This is a genomic window from Pseudomonas sp. GV047 (assembly GCF_003058245.1).
Taxonomy (GTDB): domain Bacteria; phylum Pseudomonadota; class Gammaproteobacteria; order Pseudomonadales; family Pseudomonadaceae; genus Aquipseudomonas; species Aquipseudomonas marginalis.
In genome coordinates this window covers 369,238-390,753 of the sequence record NZ_QCWA01000005.1, presented here as the reverse complement: position 1 = coordinate 390,753, position 21,516 = coordinate 369,238, and the positions used below count along the sequence as shown (strand labels likewise).

The following is a 21,516-nucleotide window of genomic DNA, read 5'->3' as shown; positions in this document are numbered from 1 at the left end:
CAAGTATAGGCTTGCGGCAGAAAACTGCCGAAGTGCGCTGGAATAAGCCGTCCGGTTTTGTAGGTCTTGTGACATAAGCGGATAGGATATTTCTTAAGCCACTGGACGAAAATTCCCAGCAAGGCTAAAACGGGGGCATTCGCCGGAGAATGCAATGAATCCCCGTCACGCTTTTTTCGCCTGCCTGGAACGTTCGCCCCCCGCGCTGTTTGAAGCCGCGCTGTGGATCGCCGCCGAGCATGACCCGGCGGTGCAACCGGCGTTGATCATGCAGGACCTGAAATTGCTCGAGCAACAGGTCAGCCTGGGCATGCCCCTGCTGCCAGCGGATGAACTGGGCCAACCCTTGCTGCGAGGTATGAATGACCTCGGCTTCGCCCAGGATGATTTCACCCCGCTGCGCCCCGCCGCCGCCCTGCTGGACAAGGTGTTGCAACGCAAACGCGGGCAACCCCTGGCCATGGGGTTGATTGCCATGGAGCTGGCGCGACGCCTGGGCATTCCCATGGTCGGCGTCAACTTCCCCGGCCACTTCCTGCTGCGGGTGCCCGGTGCCGATCACTTGCTGGACCCTTGCGGCGGGCGACGCCTGTACCCCAACGACTGCCGCGAGCTGCTGCAACGCCAGTATGGTCCCAACCTCAAGTTGCAGGCCGATCACCTGCACACCGCCGAACCCCGTTCGATCCTGCAACGGTTGTCCCGCAACCTGCGCCAGTTGCACCTGGCCAATGACAACCCCCTGGCCGCGCTGATCGACGCCGAACGCGTGCTGGAACTGGGCAATGCCAGCGCTGCCGATTACCTCGCGCGGGCCAGCCTGTATCAACGCCTGGACTGCCCCAACGCCGAGCGCTTCGACCTGGAACACGCGTTGATGCTCAGCGAAGACCCGATCCAACGCCTGCGCCTGACTGAACGCCTGGGGCACCTGCCACCCAACTCCGTGGTGCATTGAACCCACTGCTCTCAAGCGCCTATTTCCCTGTGGCAAGCGGGCTTATGTGGTGATCCTGCTCGATGTAGATGCAACATCTTCAGTGATTGGCCGGCACCTTGAGGATATCGCCATGCAAAGGGCTCTTCGGCGCGTCAGTCGCGGGCGAGCGCACTTGAATGATCAACAACGCCGCGATCACCGCCGGAATCGCGCAGAAGAAGAAAATCTGCTGCACCGGAATATGCATCGCCAGCAGCATGCTGCCCAGCAACGGGCCCAGGATTGAGCCGAAGCGCCCTACACCCAATGCCCAACCCGTACCGGTGGCGCGTACATGCGCCGGATAAAAATTGCTGGCGAAAGCATTAAGGGTCAGTTGCCCGCCGATGATGCAAAACCCGGCGGCAAACACACAGGCCACCAGATAGCGCGGATTGTCGTGGTTCAGCCCCAGCAGCACGGTACACACCGCCGCTGCCGCCAGCACGCCGGACAACAGCCGCACCTTGTGCTTCAATCGATCGGCAAACCAGGCCATGCCGATGGCCCCCAAGGTGCCGGCGAACAGGAACATTGAGGTCACCAGGTTGGCTTCACTCAACGCCAGGCCACTTTCCAGCAGCAGCGACGGCAACCAGCTGATCATGAAATACAGCAGGATCAGGCTGACAAAGAAGGTCGCCCAGATCAGCACGGTCGGGCGTGCATAGCCATGGCGAAACAGCTCCACCACCGTCAACGGGCTGCCCTGCTCGCGGCGGTTTTCGTCCTCGCCCGCCAGCGGCGCACGCCACCCGGGCAACATGCGCGCGGTGACCTTATGCAAGCGTGCATACGGCGGCGCATCGCGCAGCAGGCGCGGCAGGGATTCCGGCAGCAGCCACACCAGGAAAGGGAACAGCAGCAACGGCGTCACGCCGCCGGCAAGAAACACCGCCTGCCAGCCAAAGCCGTCGATAAATCCTGCGGCCACAAACCCACCGGCTGCGCCGCCGAACGAAAAGCCGCACGCCGCCAACGTCACCATCAAGGTGCGCAAGCGTGGCGGGGAATAGTCCGACATCAACGCCATGGCACTGGGCATCGCGCCGCCCATGCCGATACCGCAGATAAAGCGCGCCGCCATCAGCGTGGTCAGCGAGCTGGCGAAGACCATCAACACCGTGAGGCTGGCGTAGATCAGCACGCAGCCCAGCAGGATGCGGCGAACGCCAAAGCGGTCGGCCAGGGGTGTCACCAGCAACGAGCCCAAGGTCAGCCCCAGCAGGTTGGCACTGAACACCGGTCCGAACGCGGCCTTTTCCAGCCCCCAATCCGACGCCAGCGCCGGTACCACATAACCCAGCACCTGGGCATCGTAGCCATCGGTTACCAGCAACAAGGCCAGCAACAGGAGAATCAACCACTGGTAGCGCGACACCGGACGGGCATCGAGTGCCGCGCGAAAGCTGGCAATCTGATTGTGCATCGCAAGGTACCTGTTTTTATTATTGTGCTCACGCTCTGCGCGGGCACGATCACTCAGGAGTGTCGGGTTGATTGGCAGGATGGGCCTGGATAAATGCCGGATGCTGCGCCGCCAACGCCGCCACCCGGCCGATGCGTGGATACGCCCCCAACGGCACCTTGAAGCGCTCCGCCGCATACAATTGGGGAATCAGGAAGGCATCGGCCATCCCCGGCTGCTCGCCGAAGCAATAGCCCTTATCGCCAATCAACTGTTCCACCGCCCCCAGCCCCTGGCTGATCCAATGCCCGATCCACTCCAGCACCTGCGCCTCGTCATGTCCCCACTGACGCAACAGGTTCTGGGTGCTGGAGTTGTGCAATGGGTGAATATCGCAGCCGATGATCGACGCCACTGCGCGCTCATGGGCACGGGTGGCCATGTCCTTGGAAAGCAGCGGCACCTGTGGATAACGTTCGTCCAGGTATTCAATGATCGCCGCGGACTGAATCAGCAGCTCGCCGTCATCGGTGCGCAAGGCCGGCACACGACCTTGGGGGTTGATGGCCAGGTATTCGGGCTGGCGATTGGCGCCACCCGCCGGCACCAGCAGGTTGACGGGCACCGCAGTGAAATCCAGGCCCTTGAGCGCAAGGGCGATGCGCACCCGGTAGGACGCCGTAGAGCGGTAGTAGGTATAGAGTTCCATCGCCCTGCCCTCCTAGCGCGCCGCGACCACGGTGCCACGGCATTCGCCGAAGCCGATGGAGGCGAAGCCTTCACGGTTGCAACGGGCGCGCAGGATGACCTCGTCACCGTCCTCAAGGAACCTGCGCACTTCGCCGGAAGGCAGTTCGATGACCTTCTTGCCGCCTTCGGTCATCTCCAGCAGGCTGCCGAACTGCCCGGCTTCAGGGCCGGACAAGGTGCCCGAACCAAACAGGTCACCGGCCTGCAGTTGGCAGCCGTTGACGCTGTGGTGCGCCACCAATTGCGCGACGGTCCAGTACATATGCAGGCTGTTGCTCAGGGCCACGCGATGGGCCGGCAGGTTCTGTTCGCGCATGGCGGCGGTGGTCAACAGCACCTCAAGCTCGATATCCAAGGCGCCAGCGGCCTGGTCACGCTTATCCAGCAGGTACGGCAGTGGCTGCGGATCGCCTTCGGGCCGCGCCGGCTGGGCTTTGCGGAACGGTTCCAGGGCTTCGGCCGTGACCACCCACGGTGAAATGCTGGTGATAAAGCTCTTCGACAGGAACGGCCCCAGCGGCTGGTATTCCCAGGCCTGGATGTCCCGCGCCGACCAATCATTGAGCAGGCAGAAACCGGCGATATGCTCGGCCGCATCGCCAATGGCAATCGAGTCGCCCATGGCATTGCCCTGGCCGATCCAGATGCCCAGTTCCAGCTCATAGTCCAGGCGTGCGCAGGGGCCGAAGGTTGGTTCGGTCTGGCCAGCCGGCAAGGTCTGGCCTTTGGGGCGACGGACGTCGGCACCCGAGGGGCGAATGGTCGAGGCGCGGCCGTGATAACCGATCGGCACGTACTTGTAGTTCGGCAGCAGCGGGTTATCCGGGCGGAACAGTTTGCCGACGTTTTGCGCGTGCTCGATGCCGACGTAGAAGTCGGTGTAGTCGTTGATCTTCGCCGGCAGGTGCATCTGGCAATCGGCGGCGCGGTGCAGCACCTGCGCTTCACGGGCCTGCAGCCTGCTGCCCTCGGCAAGCAGTTCCAGCAGGCGCTCGCGCAAGGCCACGCGCGGGCCACGGCCCAGCTCGAAAAAGGCGTTCAGCTGGCCGCCCGCAGTCGCGTCAACGGCGCGGCGGGCTTCGCCCTCAAACTCATCCAGGGCGGCGTGCAGGTCGAGGATCGCGTCGCCAATCGCCACGCCACTGCGCGGGGCCGAGCCGTTGATGCTGAACACGCCCAGCGGCAGGTTTTGCAGGGGGAAATCGCGGTGACCATTGGCGGAGGCTACCCAACTGCGGGTAAGGGTTGGCTGCGTCATGGGTTATCTCCGGTTCGGGTTGAAGGTGACGGGCAACGAGGCCCAGCACGCGTCATAGGAAGGTTGCAGTTGCGGGCACTCCAGGGCGAACTGAGTAGGACGCAGCACTTGGCTGGTCTCGAACATGAAGGCCATGGTGTTATCGATCTTGTGCGGTGCCAGGTCGACGTTGATGGCCTTGGTGCAGGTCTCGCCGTCCGGGCCGTGGGCGCTCATGCAACTGTGCAGCGACGCGCCGCCGGGCAGGAAGCCTTCGGCCTTGGCATCGTAGGCGCCCTGGATCAGGCCCATGTATTCGTTCATCAGGTTGCGGTGGAACCACGGCGGACGGAAAGTGTTCTCGGCCACCATCCAGCGCGGCGGGAAGATCACGAAGTCGAGGTTGGCCAGGCCGTGCACGCTGGTGGGCGAGGTCAATACGGTGAAGATCGACGGATCGGGGTGATCGAAGCTCACGGTGCCAAGGGTGTTGAAGCGGCGCAGGTCGTATTTGTACGGCACGTTATTGCCGTGCCAGGCCACCACGTTCAGCGGTGAATGGTCCAGCTCACAGGCCCACAGTTCACCGAGGAATTTCTGCACCAGCGTGGTCGGTTGCCTGAGGTCTTCGTAGTGGGCCACCGGGGTGAGGAAGTCACGCGGATTGGCCAGGCCGTTGCTGCCGATAGGCCCCAGGTCCGGCAGGCGCAGGGGCGCGCCGTGGTTTTCGGCGACGTAACCGCGCGCCTGTGCATCCAGCAGCTCGACACGAAATTTGAGGCCACGGGGCAACACCACAATGTCCAGCGGCTCGACGTCCAGCACCCCCAGTTCGGTGGCGATGCGCAGGCGGCCCTGCTCGGGGACGATCAACAGCTCGCCGTCGGCATTGAAGAACACGCGGTCCATGGAGCGATTAGCGCAGTAGTTATAGATGCTGATGCCCGAGGGTTTTTCCGACCCGGCGTTGGCTACCATGCCGACCAGGCCGTCGATAAAGTCTGTCGGCTCACTCGGAATATCCAACGGGTTCCAACGCAAGCGATTGGGCGTCACCGCGCCCAACGGACCGCCGGCCAGCTGCCGCTCCAGCTTGATAAACGCGGGGTGATTGGCCGATGGCTGGATGCGGTACAGCCAGGTGCGGCGGGCTTCGCTGCGTACCATGGTGAAGGCGGTGCCGGAAAACAGCTCGGTATACAGCCCGTAGGGGGCTTTTTGCGGGGAGTTCTGGCCGACCGGCAAGGCGCCGGGCAGGGCTTCGCTGGCGAATTCATTGCCGAAGCCCGACAGGTATTCGAGGTTCATGGATCATCCTCAGGGCGGAAGTTGTTTTTATCGTAATCCAGTTACGCATAACGTAATTTGATCACTATCGACCGTCAAGCTATAAAGACGCCCATTCATCTCTCGGATTCTCGCCCCTCCATGGAAAAGCCCCGCGACACCGGTAAACAGAAAGTCCGCTCGGCCGAAGTGGGCACCGATATCCTCAAGGCCCTGGCCGAACTGTCGCCCTCCACGTCGTTGTCGCGGCTGGCCGACCACGTGCAGATGCCGGCGAGCAAGGTGCACCGTTATTTACAGGCGCTGATCGCCTCGGGTTTTGCCGAACAGAACGCCGCCACCAACCATTACGGCCTGGGACGCGAGGCGTTGCGCGTGGGCCTGGCCGCGCTGGGCAGCATGGACGTGCTGAAAGTCGGCGCGATGCCCCTGGCAGAGCTGCGCGACGAGTTGAATGAAACCTGCTTCCTGGCGGTATGGGGCAACCAGGGCGCGACGGTGGTGCAGATCGAACCGGCCGTGCGCGCCGTGACAGTGGTGACGCAATTGGGTTCGGTGTTGCCCCTGCTCAGTTCATCCACCGGGTTGGTGTTCAGTGCCTTCCTGCCGTCGCGGGAAACCGTCGAGTTGCGTGAGCGTGAAATCCAGGCCGGCACCGCCCATGCCCTCGCCGACGACCAGGCTTACGCCACCACCTGCGAACAAATCCGCAACCGTGGCCTGCACTTTGTGCATGGCCTGCTGATGCCGGGGGTGGATGCGCTGTCGGCACCGGTATTCAACGCGGTCGGGCACGTGGCGGCGGTGATGACCGTGGTCGGCCCCACCTCGCTGTTCCACGCCGACGAAGATGGCCCGGCGGCGCAACGCTTGCTGGCGGCGACCCGAGCCGTGAGTTGGCGGATGGGTTACCAGCCCTGAACTAGTCGTGCCACTGGGCCAGGGCAAGCGCCAGGCGGTTCTCGAGGGCGCGGACAGGGGCTGCGTCACTGAGGTAGTTATTGCTGATTATCGAAAACACCAGGCGTCGCCCCTCGGCATCGGTGATATAGCCGCTCAACGATGATACGCCGGCCATGGAGCCGGTCTTAGCGTGCAGGTTGTTTTCGGCAGCCGTCCCGCGCAGGCGATAACGCAGGCCGCCGCCGGTCATACGGTCGGCATTGCCGGCAATCGGCAAGGCGTTGTACCAGGCGTCGAACCAGGGTTGCCTGGCGGTGACCAGCAGCAGGTCCGTCAGGTTCTGCGCCGACACCAGGTTGCGTCGCGACAAGCCTGAGCCATCTACCTGGCTGAGCGTCGCCGGGGCCAGGCCCTGGCGCTGCATGAACGCCGCCACCGCCGCCACGCCCGCTGTCGCAGTGCCCGCGTTGGCGGTTTTGCGGCCCATGGCCTTGAGCAGGGCTTCGGACATGTTGTTGTTCGAGAGCTTGAGCAGCGGTGTGATCAAGTCCTGCAACGGCGCCGATTGATGCTCGACCAACACCGTCGCCGTCCCAGGGCTGGCCCCCCCGATCACGCGCCGCCCGAGCACCTGGATACCTTGCTGCGCCAGCGCCTGCTCAAACAGATTGGCCACCAGTTGCGTCGGTTCCCACACACTCACCCACTGCCGACTTTGCTTGCCCGGGGCGAGCGCGCCGCTGAGTTGCAGCAGGTTAGTGCCGTGCTGGCGGGTGATGGCGTAGCTGTTGCCGGGGCCGCTGACGGCACGGTTGCTCAGTTGCACGTAGTCGGTGGACGGGCTCACCACCACGTTCACTGGCTGGCCGAGGGCGACGGGAGCCTTTGCCGTGACGAGTAAGGTGCCTGCGTCAAAATCCGCATTCGGCGACACCGTCAACGCCGAAATCTGCGCGCCGTAGTAGGTGCTCTCATCGTCTTGCGCCCAATCCACGCCCAGGCGCTCGGCATCGAACCAGGTGTCGTCGAACACCAGGTCGCCTTGCACCTGGCGCACGCCCCGGCTCGCTAGCTGGGCCGCCAATGCCTGGTAATCGGCGAATTGCGTGGTCGGGTCGCCCAAGCCACGCAGGTACAGGTTACCGGCCAGGCGCTCGCCTTGCTGGGTGCCGTTGCTCAACAGCTGGGTGGAAAAACGGTAGTGCGGCCCCAGCACATCCATCGCCGCAGCGGTGGTGAGCAACTTGAGGTTGGAAGCCGGAATCAGACGGGTGCGCGGGTTGTGCTGATAGAGGGTACTGCCGCTGCGGGCGTCGCGCACCATGACGGAGACCATGGCGCCGTTGAGGACAGGATCGGCCAGCAGCTGATCCAGGGTTGAAGGCGTGGATGGCTGCGAAACACTCGCGCAGCCGCCCAGTAAAACGCTCAGGCACAGCAGGTGCAGCCATCTTCCAAAATGCATCAGTAACGTGTTCCGCAAAGCCATGGGTGGCCGCAACGCTAACAGCTCCGTACCTTTGTGGCGAGCGGGCTTATCCCGCGTTGGGTGGCGAAGCCGCCCTTACTGATGCCGTCGTGTTTTTTCAGGAGCACCGCAGAGTCTGTTTTGGGGCTGCTTCGCAGCCCAACGCGGGGCAAGCCCGCTCACCACAGGAAGCCCACTTACCAGAGGAAGCCCGCTCACCACAGGAAGCCCACTCACCAGAGGAAGCCCGCTCACCACAGGAGGCCCGCTTACCAGAGGAAGCCTGCCCACCACAAGGAGCACACTTGCCATAGGGAGCCCGCCAGGTTTTAGAACTCCAGGGTGCTGGACACCGATACCTGCCGCGCATCGCCCATGGACACAAACAGGCGACTGGCCGCCGAGGTGTAGTAGACGCGGTCGAACAGGTTCTTCACGTTGACCTGGAACTTGACCTTCTGCCCGTCGATCCTGGTGTCGTACGTGGCGAAGGCGTCCGCCACGGTGTAGCCCGGCAGGTTGAAGTCGTTGGCGGCGTCGCCTGCGCGCTCGCCGACATAGCGCGCACCGGTGCCCACGCGTAACTGATCGCCGCCGAAAATGTTGCCGAAGTCGTAGGCCACCGACAGTGAGCCGGTGTGCTTGGCCACGTTTTGCAGACGGTTGCCTTCCAGCGTCGGGTCGTTGTCCTTGATGTCTTCGGCGTCGGTGAAAGCGTAGCTGCCGATCAGGCTCCACTTGTCGGTCAACTGGCCGCTGGCGTCCAGTTCCAGGCCACGGGAACGCACCTGCCCTGCGATGCTGTAGATGGTGTTGGCGCCGGAGCCCACCGACACCAGCACATTGCGTTTGTCGATAGTGAACAACGCCGCGCTGGCGGTGATGCGCCCGGGGATGTCGAGCTTGGCGCCCAGCTCCCACGACTTGGACTCCTCCGGCGTGAGGTCGCCGGTCAACGTGCTGCCATTAAGCAGTGGGGCGATGGTGGAGTTGGGCTTGAACGACTCGGTGTAGCTGCCGTAGAACGACAACTCATCGGTGTAGCGGTACACCAGGCCGGCACGCGGCACCCAGGCCTGGCCGTTGCCGTCGGTGTTGGCCTTGAACGGCACGCCCTTGCCGGCGTACTGGTCATACATCTGATAGCGCGCACCGGCCACGAAGATCCACTGGTCAGTCAGGTGAATCGCGTCCTGGAAGAACAGCGAATCGCTGCGCAGCAGGTCGGTCTGGGCGCTGTCGGCGGCGCTGACGGTGGTGCCCGCAACTTCGTTGCCGTACACCGGGTTGTTGTAGTTGAAGGTACCGCGCGAGCTCTGGCGAATCAGGTCGGCGCGGTAGATCTTGCGGTACTCGTCGTCCAGGCCGAACACCAGGTCATGCTGCATGCCCAGCACATTGACCTTGCCTTCCAGGCTGGCCGTGGCGAAACGGTCGGTGGTGATCGCACCTTTGGTGCCGTCCATCTTGCGGGTCAGGGTGCCGTTGGTGTTCACCGCACTGACGCGCACCTGGCTGGCGTCGTAGGTTTCACGGTTCCAGCTGTAGCCGAAGTGGGCTTTCCAGTCGTCGTTCAAATCGTGGTCGGCTTCAAAGCGGTACAGGTCGGAACGGCCTTCCATGTTATTGAACGGCTCGTCCAGACGGCGAGTGGCGGGGATGTCCAGCGGGTGGTTGGACTTGTCGATGGCCGTGCCGCGGTCGAACGGCGAGAGAAATTCGCGGTGTTCGTAGGCGAACAACAACTTGGTGGTATCGCCGTACCAGGCCAGGGACGGCGCCACCAGCGACTCGCGGTGGGTGCCGAAATTGCGCCAGTAGTCTTCGTCTTCATGGTCGACGATCAGGCGATAGGCCAGGCCCGAATCGCCGATGGGGCCGGTGGTGTCGAGGTTGCCGCCGCTGCCGTTCTTGCCATCCCCGAAAGTCGAGCCGCGCACGGTCAGGGACGTGGCCTGGGTCAGTTGCGGTTTTTTGCTGACGATATTGACCACGCCGCCCGGGTCCTGGATGCCATACAGCAGCGACGACGGGCCCTTGAGCACTTCGACCCGTTCTGCGGTTGAATTCAACGCCCGGCCCTGCACCACCGGCATGCCATCGCGCATGATCGAGCCGTTACGGTTATCGCCGAAGCCGCGCAGCATCACCGCGTCCTGGGTGCTGGCCAGGGTGTTGGCCTGGGTAATGCCGCTGATATTGGCCAGGGCGTCATCCAGGTTGCGCGGGGTCTGGTCGCGCAACACTTGGGCGGGGACCACGTTGACGGTCTGCGGGGTTTCCAGCAGCAACGCGCGGGAACGCATCACCGAGCTGGTGGGCGGGGGCTGGTAGCTGGTGCTGTCCTCGGTTTGGCCGACACCGCTGATGGTGGTCGCGCCGAGGTTGAGCGCGCCCTCGGTGGGCACGGGTTCCAGAGCCAGGGTGCGGGCATCGATCTGGCGGAAAGTGAAACCGGAGTTGCCCAGCAGACGTTGCAGGGCCTGGGTCGCGCTCATTTGCCCGCTGACCGCCGGCGCACTGAGGCCGTAAGGCGCTTCATCGGTGTAGATCACGCTGATCCCGGTGACCCGGCTGAAATCGCTCAAGGCCTGGGGCAACGGTTTGGCAGCCAGGGCAAAGGTGAACCGGGCGCTTTGCTGCTCCTGCGCCTGCGCCACGCCGAGGGGCAGCAATGCCAGCCCCGACACCGCCAATACCGAGGCTCCCAGCCACTGTTTAACCAAACCGCCCGCCGTCGACTTCATGCTGTGAGAACCCGTGTAGAAAACGCTGTTAATGCGAATAGATCGCAGTTTCAAGCACTACACGGATGGACTGACGGTTTACCTCACCTTTATTTGCAAATATTTTTATTTATTGCGCCTGAATGCAAAAACCCAAGCGTGGGAAATGCACATGCACGGTGCCGGCGCGTTCATCGGTGCGACGCAGGATCAGCTCTTCGCGCCCGGCAAACAGCAGTTCACCGGCCACGGGGTCGGTGCCGTAGTCAGTGGCCGAGATGGTCACCTGCTGGCCGGGTTTGAAGCCGTTCAAGTCCTCGAAAACCTCATCGGACAGCGCAGTGGGCGTAGCGTTACGCGCCACTTCCAGCGCTTGCTCGGCGCTGATCTCACTGGCAGTGCCATGGCCAAAGCTCAGTACGCGGTCCAGCCACGCCGCCACAGCGGGATACGCATCCACCAACGGCGCAGTCACCGATGAGCCCTTGAGGAACCACAGCGGATGGGCCAGGGCAAAGTCGGCAATCGACGGTTCACCAAACAGGAAGTCCCCCGTCGGGTGCTGCAATTGCTGATCGATACGATGGATGATCGCCGGCCATTGATGCTTGGCCTGGTCCAGTTGCAAGCGGGCGGCGGTGCCACCGCTGAACAATTTGCTGCGGTCAGTCACCAGCACCTGGAGCATTTGCGGCGGTACCTTGGCAAATTTGACGGCCAGGGATTCAGGCTGGAACACCAGCGCCACGGCATGGGAAAACACTACCGAGTCGGCCCAGGCGGCGAAGCCTTGGGTAACCAGTTCCAGGCCTTGGGGAAACAGCGTCGGGGCGGATTTTTCCTGCTCCAGGCGTCGGGCGATCAAGGCGGTGTCGCAGTAGATGTCGGCACCGACTTGCAGCACCGGCGTCTTGCGATAGCCGCCGGTCAAGGCGGTGAGGTCAGGCTTGGGCATCACCGGCGAGATGCGCACGGAATGCCAGGACAAGCCCTTGAAGCCCAGCATCAGGCGGGCTTTTTCAGCAAAAGGGGACTGCGGGTAATGGTGGAGAATCAACTCAGACATGCCAGGCTCCGCTCGATAGGTGAGCGGCTAGCTTAGCCTGCAAAACCCCGGGCGGGGACGATGGGAACCCATCAGTCAAATCAATGAGCCACTTGCGGCCAGGCACTCCTTGGCGCTTTTCTTCAACTTCTTGATCAAGCGCTCCTGGCGCAACGCCTCGCCCTTGCTCGCGCATTGCTCCGTGTACACCAGCGCGACCGCCGGGCTGGACAGGAAAAACCGTGCGCCCTTGCCGCTCTGATGCGCGGCAAAACGGCGCACCGGGTCATTGCTGATGCCGCAATACAACGCGCCATTGGCGGCGCGTACCAGGTACACAAACCAGGGTTTGGGTTCAGAAGGATCAGTCACGGGTCGATTCGGTAAACCAGAAGAGCGCCAAGCTTATCAACGACCGGCCTGGAATGCCCTGAGGCCTTTGAGCGCCTGGGCACGCACGGCGTTTTTCAGGGCCGGCGACCAGCCCAGCAACAGGCCCTTGAGGCCCAGGGCCTGGCGCGACCAGCGCCACAGATCGAAGTGGTCGTGGTGTTCGCAGATCTTGCCATCACGAAACACAAACCGCGCGCCGATATCGTTGACCACCGTGTTACCGGTGGCGCTGAACAGGTAGGTCGCGACCCAATGCGCGCTGCCGGTGGTTTCATCGCTGCGCACATGGTCGAACGTCAGGGAGAAATCCTTGGCCCGGGTGGTGAGCATGCGCCACATATCGCCGGCGTTACGCCCGCGCAACTCACCGAAGGCCGGGTCGCTGAACAGCACATCCTCGGTGTAGCAGGCCGCCATGGCCTCGGCATCCAGCCGCTGGAAAGCGCTGTAGAACTCGGTGATCAGGGCGTTGTGTGCGTCGCTCATGGGCAGGTTCCAGACCAGGGGTTGTAAGCCGTCCAAGATAGTCCGGGCGCCGATAAAACTCTATCGCCATTTACACCGGGAATGCCCCACCCGGCGCTACGGCACCATGCCGCAGCTGCGGGCGTAGGCAAACAGGTCCACATCGGTGGAGATGCACAGCCGGCTCATGGCCGTGCTTTTCTGCTTGCTGATCGTGGAAATACTGCGATTGACCCGGGCCGCAATCTGGCTGACGGTCATGCCGCTGGCCAGCATCCTGACCACTTCGCGCTCCTTGCTGGACAGCTGCGGCTGTTGCAACTGATCGCCGGTGCCCGCCTCCACCAACTGCGCGCGCAGGCATTCACTGACAAACGTCTCGCCCCTGGTCACTGTAGCGATAGCGGTGGGCAGCTCCCGGGCCGAGGCGCTCTTGGCGACAATCGCCCGTGCCCCGTGGGCAAAGGACGCACGCAGCGTCGCCACATTGGCGAACATGGTGACCAGAATCACCGGCAAAGTCGGGTACTGGCGCCGCAACAGCCCCAGCAGTCCGTAGCCGTCGGCCTGCTGGCCGCCGGGCATGGCGAAGTCAGTCACCAGCACGTCACACGCCACGCTGCCCAGCAACTTGAGCAATTCATCGGGACCGTCGGCCTCACCGACCACTGTGCATCTACCGCCCGCCTCAATCACCACCCGTTGCCCGATGCGCACAATGGGATGATCGTCGGCAATAATTACACGCAACATAAATACCCACGAATGATGGCAACTTGGAATTGGCGCAAAAATACCTGTGTCCTCTTGTCTCAACAACCACTCGATGCAGCCGGTTCCGGACCGCGCCCAGCGTTTGATAGATGGCAACTTTACGCCTACAAAATAAAAAGAAATTACCTACACCCAAAACTTCCAACCCACAGTAATAACCTCCTACAAACCTTTGAGTCCCGAAGACTCATAACCGGCTCAGATAAGCCATGTACCCCCGCAAGTTGCGCTGGAAGGCTTGCAACTGCGGCGTATTCGCCACCACACCATCGGCCTGGACCCGCGCAATCAACTGCTCGCCGCAACGCTCCAGGTCGACTCCGCCGACGAAGGCCAGGCTGCCCACCAAACGGTGCAATCGCTCCACCAGCAAGGGCCCATCGGCGCGGGCCTGCGCCAGGTCCAGCCAGGCATCGTCTTCCCGTGCTTCCTCAATCAGGCTGGCCACCGCCCGATTCACCATCTCATCACTGCCGAAAATCTCGATCAGGCTGGCTCGCGTCGGCCATGCAATCGCGCCTGGACGACGAACCGGCTCCTCCACCAACGGTGGCAAGGGTGAGGGTGCCAACTTCAGGACAGGTACTCGCTTGGAAAATACCCTTGTCACCATGGTCACCTCACTGTGCTTACATTGATTGCTCAGCCCATGAGTTCATCAACATCCACTTGAACAGGAGCGGGAAGCTGCAACAGCCAAATCAACGAACAGCGTGCAACATCCCCATGGCACTCATGTGACTGTCATAAGCAACAATGAATAGCCTTGCGGACAGGGAAAAGACGATACAACAACTACGAAAAACCCAACTTTCCTACAATCCAAAACATTAATTCCCACGAACTTGCACTCAAATACTGACTACTCCGATTGTCGTAATAGTTGTATTTCCCCCGCCACTCCCCCCGGCTAAATTGCCGCCACCCCCAAAGAGGGGATGGATCGGCCCGTTTCGTCGATCCCAGCAAGACACCACCCGCCGCCCTGCTCGCCGCCTTCCACAAAAAGCTCGGACGATGCCGTGCGCAAGCCTTTATCAGCCAGCCCCTTAGTGGAACCTATAGAAATGAGCAAGTCCCTCACCCTGTTCAGCGCCGCCCTGTTGCTCACCAGTGCCTTGCCTGTCTTGGCTGCCAGCACGGTGGATCTGACGGTCAAAGGTTTGATCACGCCCAGTGCGTGTACGCCCAACCTGCCGGGCGCAGTGGATTTCGGAAAAATTTCCGCGAAAGACCTGAACCTCGACAGCCAGACCCCGCTGCCCACACAAACCGTACAACTGTCCGTCAGTTGCGAGGCATCGACGCTGTTTGCCATCAAGCCTTTCGACAACCGTGCCGGCTCCTCTACCCGCCCCGCCTCGTTCGGACTGGGCCTGATCAACGAGACGGAGAAACTGGGCAGGTACTTCCTGACCATGCGCAATCCCGTCGCCGACAAGCCGTCGACCTTGCTGGTGTCGTACACCGAAGGCCGTTGGACGTGGCTCGCAGAAGACGACACCGTTGAGCCCAACTACCTGATTGCACTGGGAGGCCTGGACGAAACGATTGGCTGGCAGCCTCACCCGCTGCAGGACATGAGCGTGGAGATTGTGCTCAACACCGCGATCGCGCCGGCCAACACACTGACGCTGACCAACGAGGTGGCACTGGATGGTTCTGCGACCTTTGAAGTGAAGTACCTGTAGTGCTTACCCCGCGTCCATCGACCCTGCTCAAATGGTGATTGCCCCTATGAACCTATTTGTCACTCGCGCAGCACTGTTGCTGTTGTTTACGCCAGCGGTGTTTGCCGCCAGCAATACCGACCTCACCGTCAAGGGCAGCATCACGCCCAGCGCCTGCGCGCCGCTGATTTCCGGGGGCGGCGTGGTCGACTTCGGGAAAATGTCGGCCAAGTCGCTCAATGCCGAGCAACACACCGTGTTGCCCAACCAGAACATGCAATTGAGCGTCCGTTGCGAAGGGCCGACATTTTTCACCCTCAACACCATTGATAACCGCGCCGGTTCTTCGGCCAACCATGATCACTGGCATGGCCTGGGCATGACCCCGAACGATGAAAAGATCGGCGGCTCGACCTTCCACCTCTACACCCCCGTGGCCGACGGCGCGGCTGCACGCATCATTACCTCAAGCGATGGCGGGGTGAGCTGGGCCCCCACCAACCAGTTGAACCATATCTGGCTGACCGCCGTTGCAAGCAGCAATGGCCTGGTGCCCATCGCCGTCCGCGACTTTGACGCGCAGATCCGCCTGTACACCCACGTCGCCCCCGCCGACCGCCTGACCCTGCTGGACGAAGTCCCCATCGACGGGCACGCCACCGTTCAACTCAAGTACCTGTAATTCCGCCTATCGAAAGGAGTTCGCTCACCATGAAAACCCTGTTCAGTGCCGCTGCCACCAGCTTGATGCTGCTCACCTGCGCCACCGCCCATGCCGCCTCCACCGTGGACCTGACCGTCAAGGGCCTGATCGTGCCCAGCGCCTGTACCCCCAACCTGTCCGGCGGCGGCGTCATCGACCACGGGAAGATTTCCGCCAAGGACCTGCGCCCGGACAACCCTACCCACATCGGTAAGAACGTCATGACGATTGCGGTGGTCTGTGATGGTGCGACCTCGTTTGCCCTGAATGCGATCGATAACCGCGCGGACTCCGCAATAATGGCGAGTCTCTTCGGACTGGGCTTTATCAACGGTACGCAAAAACTGGGCTGGTTCGACCTGATGTTGCAAAACGCCGTCGCCGACGGCGTACAGGTGGAAACCATCGCTTCCGGCGACGGGGGCAATACCTGGTACAAGGAAAAGTTCTGGGACCCGGGCCTGTACATGTCGGTCGCCACCACGGATGACACCACCCAGCCGGTGCCCGTGAAGGAATTGGTCATGGAGATGGAGGTCAGCACCTCGATTGCCCGCACGGACAGCCTGGACCTGAGCAACGAGGTCACCCTCGACGGGTCGGCCACCCTGGAAGTGAAGTACCTGTGATGCCGGGGATGCCATGCCAGGCCAGTCCTGCCATGGCCTCCCTTACAGATCGGCCACCGTCTCCCAGCCAGTGATGCCCTATGAACACGCCCGCCACGCTTTTCGCTGCCCTGCTGACACTGACCTTCGCCGCCCCGGCGTGGGCCGCCTCTATCGTCGATATCACCGTGACCGGCCGGTTGACCCCGGACGCCTGTCACGTCGAGCTGTCGGAAGACGGTATGGTTGACCATGGCAAGATTCCCTCCCATACGCTGAGCAGTGATGAATTCACCCTGATGCCGAGCCGACTCCTGGAGCTGTCCGTACAGTGCGCCCGGCCCATGCTGTTTGCGCTGGTGGGCCTGGACAACCGTGCGGAGTCGGCGCTGGCCCCAGGGGTCTTCGGCTTGGGCAGGAACATCCATGCCCCCGAAGAACGCCTCGGCGGCGTGGCGCTGTCCTATCGCAACCCACTGGGCGACGCGCAACCCATGCAGGTGCTGATGTCCCTCGACAACGGTGAAACCTGGACGCCTCGCCCCAACGCCGCGCCCAAGGCCTACACCGGTTTTGCCCTGCCGGGGGATCGCCAGCCGGACTTCATCAGGCATCTGAGCGCCCAACTGCACATCGAAACCTCGATCAACTTTTCCAACTACCTGACCCTGGATCAAGAGGTGCCGCTGGATGGCTCCATCGTCCTGGATCTGCGCTACCTCTGACTCCTCTCCTGCCCAACGGAACTCTCGTCATGACGACGCTACTTTTGAATATTGCCGCCCTGGCATTGCTGTTCAGCATGAATGCCCGGGCTGATGGCATGGTCCCCGACACCTCCGTGGTGATCGTCTACGAAAGCGACGGCGAAGCCAGCGTTTCGGTGACCAACACCGACAGTCAGCTGGCCCTGCTGCACGTGACCCTGGAAGATATCCCGGAAGACAACGAGCCCTTGCTGGTGGTCACCCCGCCGTTGTCGCGGGTGGAGCCGACGAAATCGCAACTGGTGCGTTTCATCCTGCAAGATCATTTGCCGCTCAAGAGCCAGCGCCTCAAACGCGTGATTTTCGAAGGCATGCCCAAGGGCCGCCCCGCAGCCGAGGCCGGACATGCACGGGTGGGTGTCACCGTGCGCCAGAACCTGCCGGTGATCATTCATCCCAAGGGCCTGGCGCCCAATCGCACGCCCTGGACCGGCTTGACCTGGTCCCTGGAAAACAACCAATTGCTGGTCAGCAATGACACGCCGTATGTGGTGCGGCTGGCCCAGGAGCTGCGCCTGCTGCCCGGCGACGGCAAGGCGATGCTGCCGCGCACCTACGTGTTGCCGGGTGAGCGCCTGCGTGTGCCGGCAACCGCCGCCGGCGCCCGCATGGTAAGACTGCAACCGGCCACCCTGTATGGTTTCGCCGTCGCCGCCTACGACGCGCCGCTCACCCTCCCCTGACGCAAGACGACGTGACGGCCTGACAAGCGCCGCTAAGACGCGCAGCCGCCCAATATTCGAATGCCTTGGTGAAAACAGTCGTGAATGATCGTGACGGCAACGCCGTGCCCGCCGCCCCACCCCGCCTTGCCTTACCCGTGCTGCTGTTGACCTTTGCCTTGTTCCCCGAAGAGGTGCGGGCCGACGAGTACGCAGGCTTTGATACCAAGACCCTGGACCAGCGCGGCATCGACCCGCACCTGGCGAGCCTGCTACTGGATGCCCCGCGCTTCACGGCAGGCACACACGCCGTGACCTTGCGGGTCAACGGGCAACGCCGCGGCCGCCTGCAGGCACGTTTCGATGAGCACGGCGCCCTGTGCTTTGACCGCGCGCTGCTGGACACCGCCAATCTGCGGGTCCCGGCGGACAGCGGCCCGTGCCATGACGTGCTCGCCCGCTTCCCGCAGAGTCTGGTCGAGCCGGACCCGGCCAGCCTTACCGTATCGCTGGTGGTGCCAAGCGAAGCCTTGCGCCCCCTGCAGCAGGACATCTCGGAGTACCAGGCCGGCGGCGTCGCGGGCCTGCTCAACTACGACCTCAGCGGGTTCTACAACCGCTTCGGCGACGACGCCAGCCGTTTCGGCTCGGCCAATACCGAGGTCGGCTTCAATGCGGGCGACTGGATCGTGCGCAGCCGCCAGGTGCAGACCTGGCAGGATGGCCTGTCACGCAGCACCCACCTGGAAGCCTATGCCCAACGCACCTTTGCCCGTTATCAAACGGTGCTGCAGGCCGGGCAAGTCAGCCTCTACAACCCGGTGTTGTCCGGCGCCCAGATCACCGGCGTGCAGGTATTTACCGAACAAGCCCTGCAAGACCAGGAGCAGGGCGCGACCATCGAGGGCATCGCCAACAGCCCCGCACAGGTCGAGGTGCGGCAGAACGGCGCGCTGATCCACTCGACGGTGGTCCCCGCCGGCCCGTTCGCCCTCACCGATGTACGGCGCTTGAACACCCGCTCGGATGTGGAGGTAACGGTCAAGGAAAGCACAGGCGGCGAACGGCGCTTCACCGTCCCGGCGGCGATGCTTGGCCTGGGGCTGCCGGCAGCCGGTTACTCGGTGGCATCAGGACGCGTGCGCAATATTGGTAACGCTCAAGGTGACGATCCGTGGGTGGTCAGTGCGGGCTGGAACGGCGCCGTGCATCCGCAATTGTCCGTGGGCGGTGGCGTGCTGGCCGCCAGCCAATACCGTGGAGTGGGAGCAAGCATGGCCTGGTTGCCCGGGCTGGACAGCCAGTTGCAGCTGGCCAGCCAACTCTCCGATGCCCAGGCCCGCGACAAGGCACAGGGTGTACAAACCGATCTTTCCTGGGCCCAGCGCCTGGGTGAACAATGGTCATTCAGTCTCGCCAACTCCTGGCGCACCCCAGGCTACCGCGAGCTGGAGGAAGCCACCTACGCAGCCCAACCCGACCGGCACCGCAGCACACGCTATCGCGATCAACAAAGCGCCACCCTGGGCTGGTCGCACCCGTGGCTCGGGGCATTCAGCGCCGGGCTCTCGCGCTCCAGCAATTTTGACGGGGCCAACAGCAGCCGCGCGCTGGCGTCCTGGGGGACGAGCGTCAACGGCGTGTCGCTGTCGGCCAGTGCCGAATGGCAGATGGGCGGGCGCCAGCAACAGGACAATGCGGTGTACCTGAACCTGAGCCTGCCCCTGGGCGAGAGTCGCCGGGCCCGCGCCTGGGTGCGCAACTCGGGCGGCGAGCACCGTTCCGGGCTCGGCCTGAACGAACAGGTCAACGACCAACTCAACTACCGGGTCAGCGCCGAGTACGACAGCCGCGACCGCCAGGTGGAGACCAGCGTGGGCCTGTCCGCCCTGCCGCGCTACAGCCAGTTGGACCTGAGCTACAGCCGCAGCGACGCCGAACGCTCGAGTTACCAGGGCGGTGCCCGTGGCGCGATGGTGGTGCATGGCGGCGGGATGACGTTCTCGCCGTACCCGGTGCGCGACACCTTCGCCCTGGTGTCGGTGGGCGACATGAGCGGCATCAAGCTCAGCACCCCCAGCGGCCCGGTCTGGACCGATTGGCAAGGCCAGGCGGTGGTTTCCCAGGTCAATGCGTACGGACGCAGCCCGGTCGAGGTACAGACCCGCTCGCTGCCACGCAACGCCGATATCCACAATGGCCTGGCAATGATCTCGGCCGGGCGTGGTGCGGTGGATCGCGTCGAGTTCGGCGTAGCGCTGACGCGCCGCTTGCTGCTGACGGTACGCACCGACCAGGACCAGCCGTTGCCCCGTGGGGCCACGGTGAGCACCGCCGAGGGTGAATTCGTCACCCTGGTCCAGGACGGCAGCCAGGTGTTCCTGCCCAATGTGCTGGAGCACACCACGCTGTGGGTCGGCACCGCAGGCAAACAACGCTGTGAATTGCGCTTTGAATTGCCGGCCAAGGCGAATCCGACGGTGTATTACGAAACCGCCCCCGCCCTCTGCCATACCCCCGAGGATGATCGATGACAGCCCTACGACTAGGCATCGCCTGCGTGCTGATGGGCGCGCTCAATAGCGCCCTGGCCCAGGACGAATGCCGCCTGAACGTCAGCGAGGCGTTGCTGGATTTTGGCCTGATGAACCGCGCCGCCCAGCGCGACAGCGCCCCACAGCGTTTGCTCGGCGAGCGGCGCCTGAGCCTGACGTTCACGTGCCCGCACCCCACCGACCCGAGCCTGTTCTATCGCGCCCTGGCGGCAAGCCCAGAGCGCTGGCAATTTACCGAGCAGGGCAGCTACACCCTCAACGCCAGCGACGCTGTACTGGATGGCCAGGCGGTGGCCCTGGGATTGCTGCCCGCCAGCGGCCAGCCTGCCGTCGCCACAGGCAACAGCCTGGATTGGCGGCCGGGCCACGGGATTGCGCCGGTCCAGAACGGTACGCTGCTGAGGGGCAAGCACTTTTCGCTGCAACTGAGCGTCAACGCCTGGGCCGACAGCGCCGCCACCCGCGTCAGGGATGCCACCACCTGGGAAGTTTCCGGCACGGTCTACCACCGTCCCAGCGATCGCTACCGCGAACTGACGCTGCAGGCGCATTTCGCTCCCGTGGCCTGTGTACCGCAGCTGTCTAACGGAGGGCTGGTGGATTACGGCACGCTGGCGGCCAAAGACCTGAACGCCACCCACGAAACCCCACTGCCCACCCGCACCTTGCAGTTCTCTGTCAGTTGCGACGCCGCCACCCCCTTCGCCTTGAAGATGCATGACAACCGCAACGGCTCGGCGACCGGAGGCATCGACGAAACCGCCTACGGCCTGGACCTGGACGCCAGCCAGAACAAGATCGGGCGCTACTACCTGAACATCGACCCGGCCGAGTTCAGCGCCGATGCCCTCGGCACGCTGTATCGCACCGACTCCACCAGCGGCGGGGTGGCCTGGAGCAGTTCCAGTGCCCGGCAGATCCCCATCGCCGCCAACAGCCTCATGGGGTTCACCGACCGCGCCGCCAGCACGTTGGGGCCGGTACCGATCCAGCACCTGGCCGGCACGGTGCGCCTCAAGGCCTACCTGGCGCCGACCCAGGCCCTGGACTTGCGCAACGTGGTGTACATCAACGGCTCCGGCACCCTCGAAATCATCTACCTGTAACCCATTGGAA

At 63.2% G+C, this 21,516-nt stretch carries 20 protein-coding genes; 9 read left to right on the top strand and 11 right to left on the bottom strand.

Features of this window, described 5'->3' with window-relative positions; translation table 11 throughout:
- The first annotated feature begins 154 nt into the window (after nt 1-154).
- On the top strand, nt 155-958 hold the full coding sequence (locus tag C8K58_RS15550; protein WP_027604690.1) for a SirB1 family protein: 804 nt from the start codon (nt 155-157) through the stop codon (nt 956-958).
- Between the two features lie 79 nt (nt 959-1,037).
- On the opposite strand, the gene C8K58_RS15545 is transcribed toward C8K58_RS15550, so the two are convergent.
- From C8K58_RS15545 to hmgA, 4 genes are read right to left on the bottom strand one after another with little or no spacing between them, the layout of a single operon-like run.
- Complete coding sequence (locus C8K58_RS15545) at nt 1,038-2,408, bottom strand: aromatic acid/H+ symport family MFS transporter (RefSeq protein WP_027604691.1); 1,371 nt, start codon at nt 2,406-2,408, stop codon at nt 1,038-1,040.
- Between the two features lie 49 nt (nt 2,409-2,457).
- Nucleotides 2,458-3,096 (bottom strand): maleylacetoacetate isomerase, encoded by a 639-nt coding sequence (gene maiA / locus C8K58_RS15540; RefSeq protein WP_027604692.1) that lies wholly within the window; start codon nt 3,094-3,096, stop codon nt 2,458-2,460.
- 12 nt (nt 3,097-3,108) lie between these two features.
- Nucleotides 3,109-4,395 (bottom strand): fumarylacetoacetase, encoded by a 1,287-nt coding sequence (gene fahA, locus C8K58_RS15535; RefSeq protein ID WP_027604693.1) that lies wholly within the window; start codon nt 4,393-4,395, stop codon nt 3,109-3,111.
- Between the two features lie 3 nt (nt 4,396-4,398).
- Complete coding sequence (gene hmgA / locus C8K58_RS15530; protein WP_027604694.1) at nt 4,399-5,682, bottom strand: homogentisate 1,2-dioxygenase; 1,284 nt, start codon at nt 5,680-5,682, stop codon at nt 4,399-4,401.
- Between the two features lie 120 nt (nt 5,683-5,802).
- On the opposite strand from hmgA, the gene C8K58_RS15525 reads away from it, so the two are divergent.
- Nucleotides 5,803-6,582 (top strand): IclR family transcriptional regulator, encoded by a 780-nt coding sequence (locus tag C8K58_RS15525; RefSeq protein WP_027604695.1) that lies wholly within the window; start codon nt 5,803-5,805, stop codon nt 6,580-6,582.
- 1 nt (nt 6,583) lies between these two features.
- On the opposite strand, the gene dacB is transcribed toward C8K58_RS15525, so the two are convergent.
- The 7 genes from dacB to C8K58_RS15490 form a co-directional block, all read right to left on the bottom strand.
- Nucleotides 6,584-8,029, bottom strand: a complete 1,446-nt coding sequence (dacB, locus tag C8K58_RS15520) for a D-alanyl-D-alanine carboxypeptidase/D-alanyl-D-alanine-endopeptidase (protein ID WP_027604696.1) — start codon at nt 8,027-8,029, stop codon at nt 6,584-6,586.
- A gap of 332 nt (nt 8,030-8,361) precedes the next feature.
- Nucleotides 8,362-10,779, bottom strand: a complete 2,418-nt coding sequence (locus C8K58_RS15515; RefSeq protein WP_027604697.1) for a TonB-dependent receptor — start codon at nt 10,777-10,779, stop codon at nt 8,362-8,364.
- A gap of 109 nt (nt 10,780-10,888) precedes the next feature.
- Nucleotides 10,889-11,824 carry a glutathione S-transferase family protein gene (locus C8K58_RS15510; protein WP_027604698.1) on the bottom strand — a complete coding sequence of 312 codons (936 nt, stop codon included), beginning with the start codon at nt 11,822-11,824 and terminating at the stop codon, nt 10,889-10,891.
- 75 nt (nt 11,825-11,899) lie between these two features.
- Nucleotides 11,900-12,175: a GIY-YIG nuclease family protein gene (locus C8K58_RS15505; protein WP_027604699.1), complete on the bottom strand. Its 276-nt coding sequence runs from the start codon at nt 12,173-12,175 to the stop codon at nt 11,900-11,902.
- Nucleotides 12,176-12,211: 36 nt separating this feature from the next.
- Nucleotides 12,212-12,682: a nuclear transport factor 2 family protein gene (locus C8K58_RS15500; RefSeq protein WP_027604700.1), complete on the bottom strand. Its 471-nt coding sequence runs from the start codon at nt 12,680-12,682 to the stop codon at nt 12,212-12,214.
- A gap of 96 nt (nt 12,683-12,778) precedes the next feature.
- Nucleotides 12,779-13,414 carry a response regulator transcription factor gene (locus C8K58_RS15495; RefSeq protein WP_027604701.1) on the bottom strand — a complete coding sequence of 212 codons (636 nt, stop codon included), beginning with the start codon at nt 13,412-13,414 and terminating at the stop codon, nt 12,779-12,781.
- 208 nt (nt 13,415-13,622) lie between these two features.
- Nucleotides 13,623-14,048, bottom strand: a complete 426-nt coding sequence (locus C8K58_RS15490) for a hypothetical protein (protein WP_133822123.1) — start codon at nt 14,046-14,048, stop codon at nt 13,623-13,625.
- Nucleotides 14,049-14,502: 454 nt separating this feature from the next.
- Between C8K58_RS15490 and C8K58_RS15485 the strand changes: the two genes are divergently transcribed.
- The 7 genes from C8K58_RS15485 to C8K58_RS15455 all read left to right on the top strand — a co-directional run bounded on the left by C8K58_RS15485 (nt 14,503) and on the right by C8K58_RS15455 (nt 21,506).
- Nucleotides 14,503-15,126 carry a DUF1120 domain-containing protein gene (locus C8K58_RS15485; protein WP_027604702.1) on the top strand — a complete coding sequence of 208 codons (624 nt, stop codon included), beginning with the start codon at nt 14,503-14,505 and terminating at the stop codon, nt 15,124-15,126.
- Nucleotides 15,127-15,172: 46 nt separating this feature from the next.
- Entirely contained in the window at nt 15,173-15,787 is a 615-nt protein-coding gene (locus C8K58_RS15480; RefSeq protein WP_027604703.1) for a DUF1120 domain-containing protein, read from the top strand.
- Nucleotides 15,788-15,816: 29 nt separating this feature from the next.
- Nucleotides 15,817-16,437: a DUF1120 domain-containing protein gene (locus C8K58_RS15475; RefSeq protein ID WP_027604704.1), complete on the top strand. Its 621-nt coding sequence runs from the start codon at nt 15,817-15,819 to the stop codon at nt 16,435-16,437.
- A gap of 80 nt (nt 16,438-16,517) precedes the next feature.
- Complete coding sequence (locus tag C8K58_RS15470) at nt 16,518-17,141, top strand: DUF1120 domain-containing protein (protein ID WP_027604705.1); 624 nt, start codon at nt 16,518-16,520, stop codon at nt 17,139-17,141.
- 29 nt (nt 17,142-17,170) lie between these two features.
- Nucleotides 17,171-17,866 carry a fimbria/pilus chaperone family protein gene (locus C8K58_RS15465; RefSeq protein WP_092356220.1) on the top strand — a complete coding sequence of 232 codons (696 nt, stop codon included), beginning with the start codon at nt 17,171-17,173 and terminating at the stop codon, nt 17,864-17,866.
- Between the two features lie 80 nt (nt 17,867-17,946).
- Nucleotides 17,947-20,379, top strand: coding sequence for a fimbria/pilus outer membrane usher protein (locus C8K58_RS15460; RefSeq protein WP_092356217.1), 2,433 nt, complete (start codon nt 17,947-17,949; stop codon nt 20,377-20,379).
- On the top strand, nt 20,376-21,506 hold the full coding sequence (locus C8K58_RS15455) for a DUF1120 domain-containing protein (protein ID WP_098480344.1): 1,131 nt from the start codon (nt 20,376-20,378) through the stop codon (nt 21,504-21,506). The genes C8K58_RS15460 and C8K58_RS15455 overlap by 4 nt, the downstream gene beginning before the upstream one ends.
- The last annotated feature ends 10 nt before the right edge of the window (nt 21,507-21,516 follow it).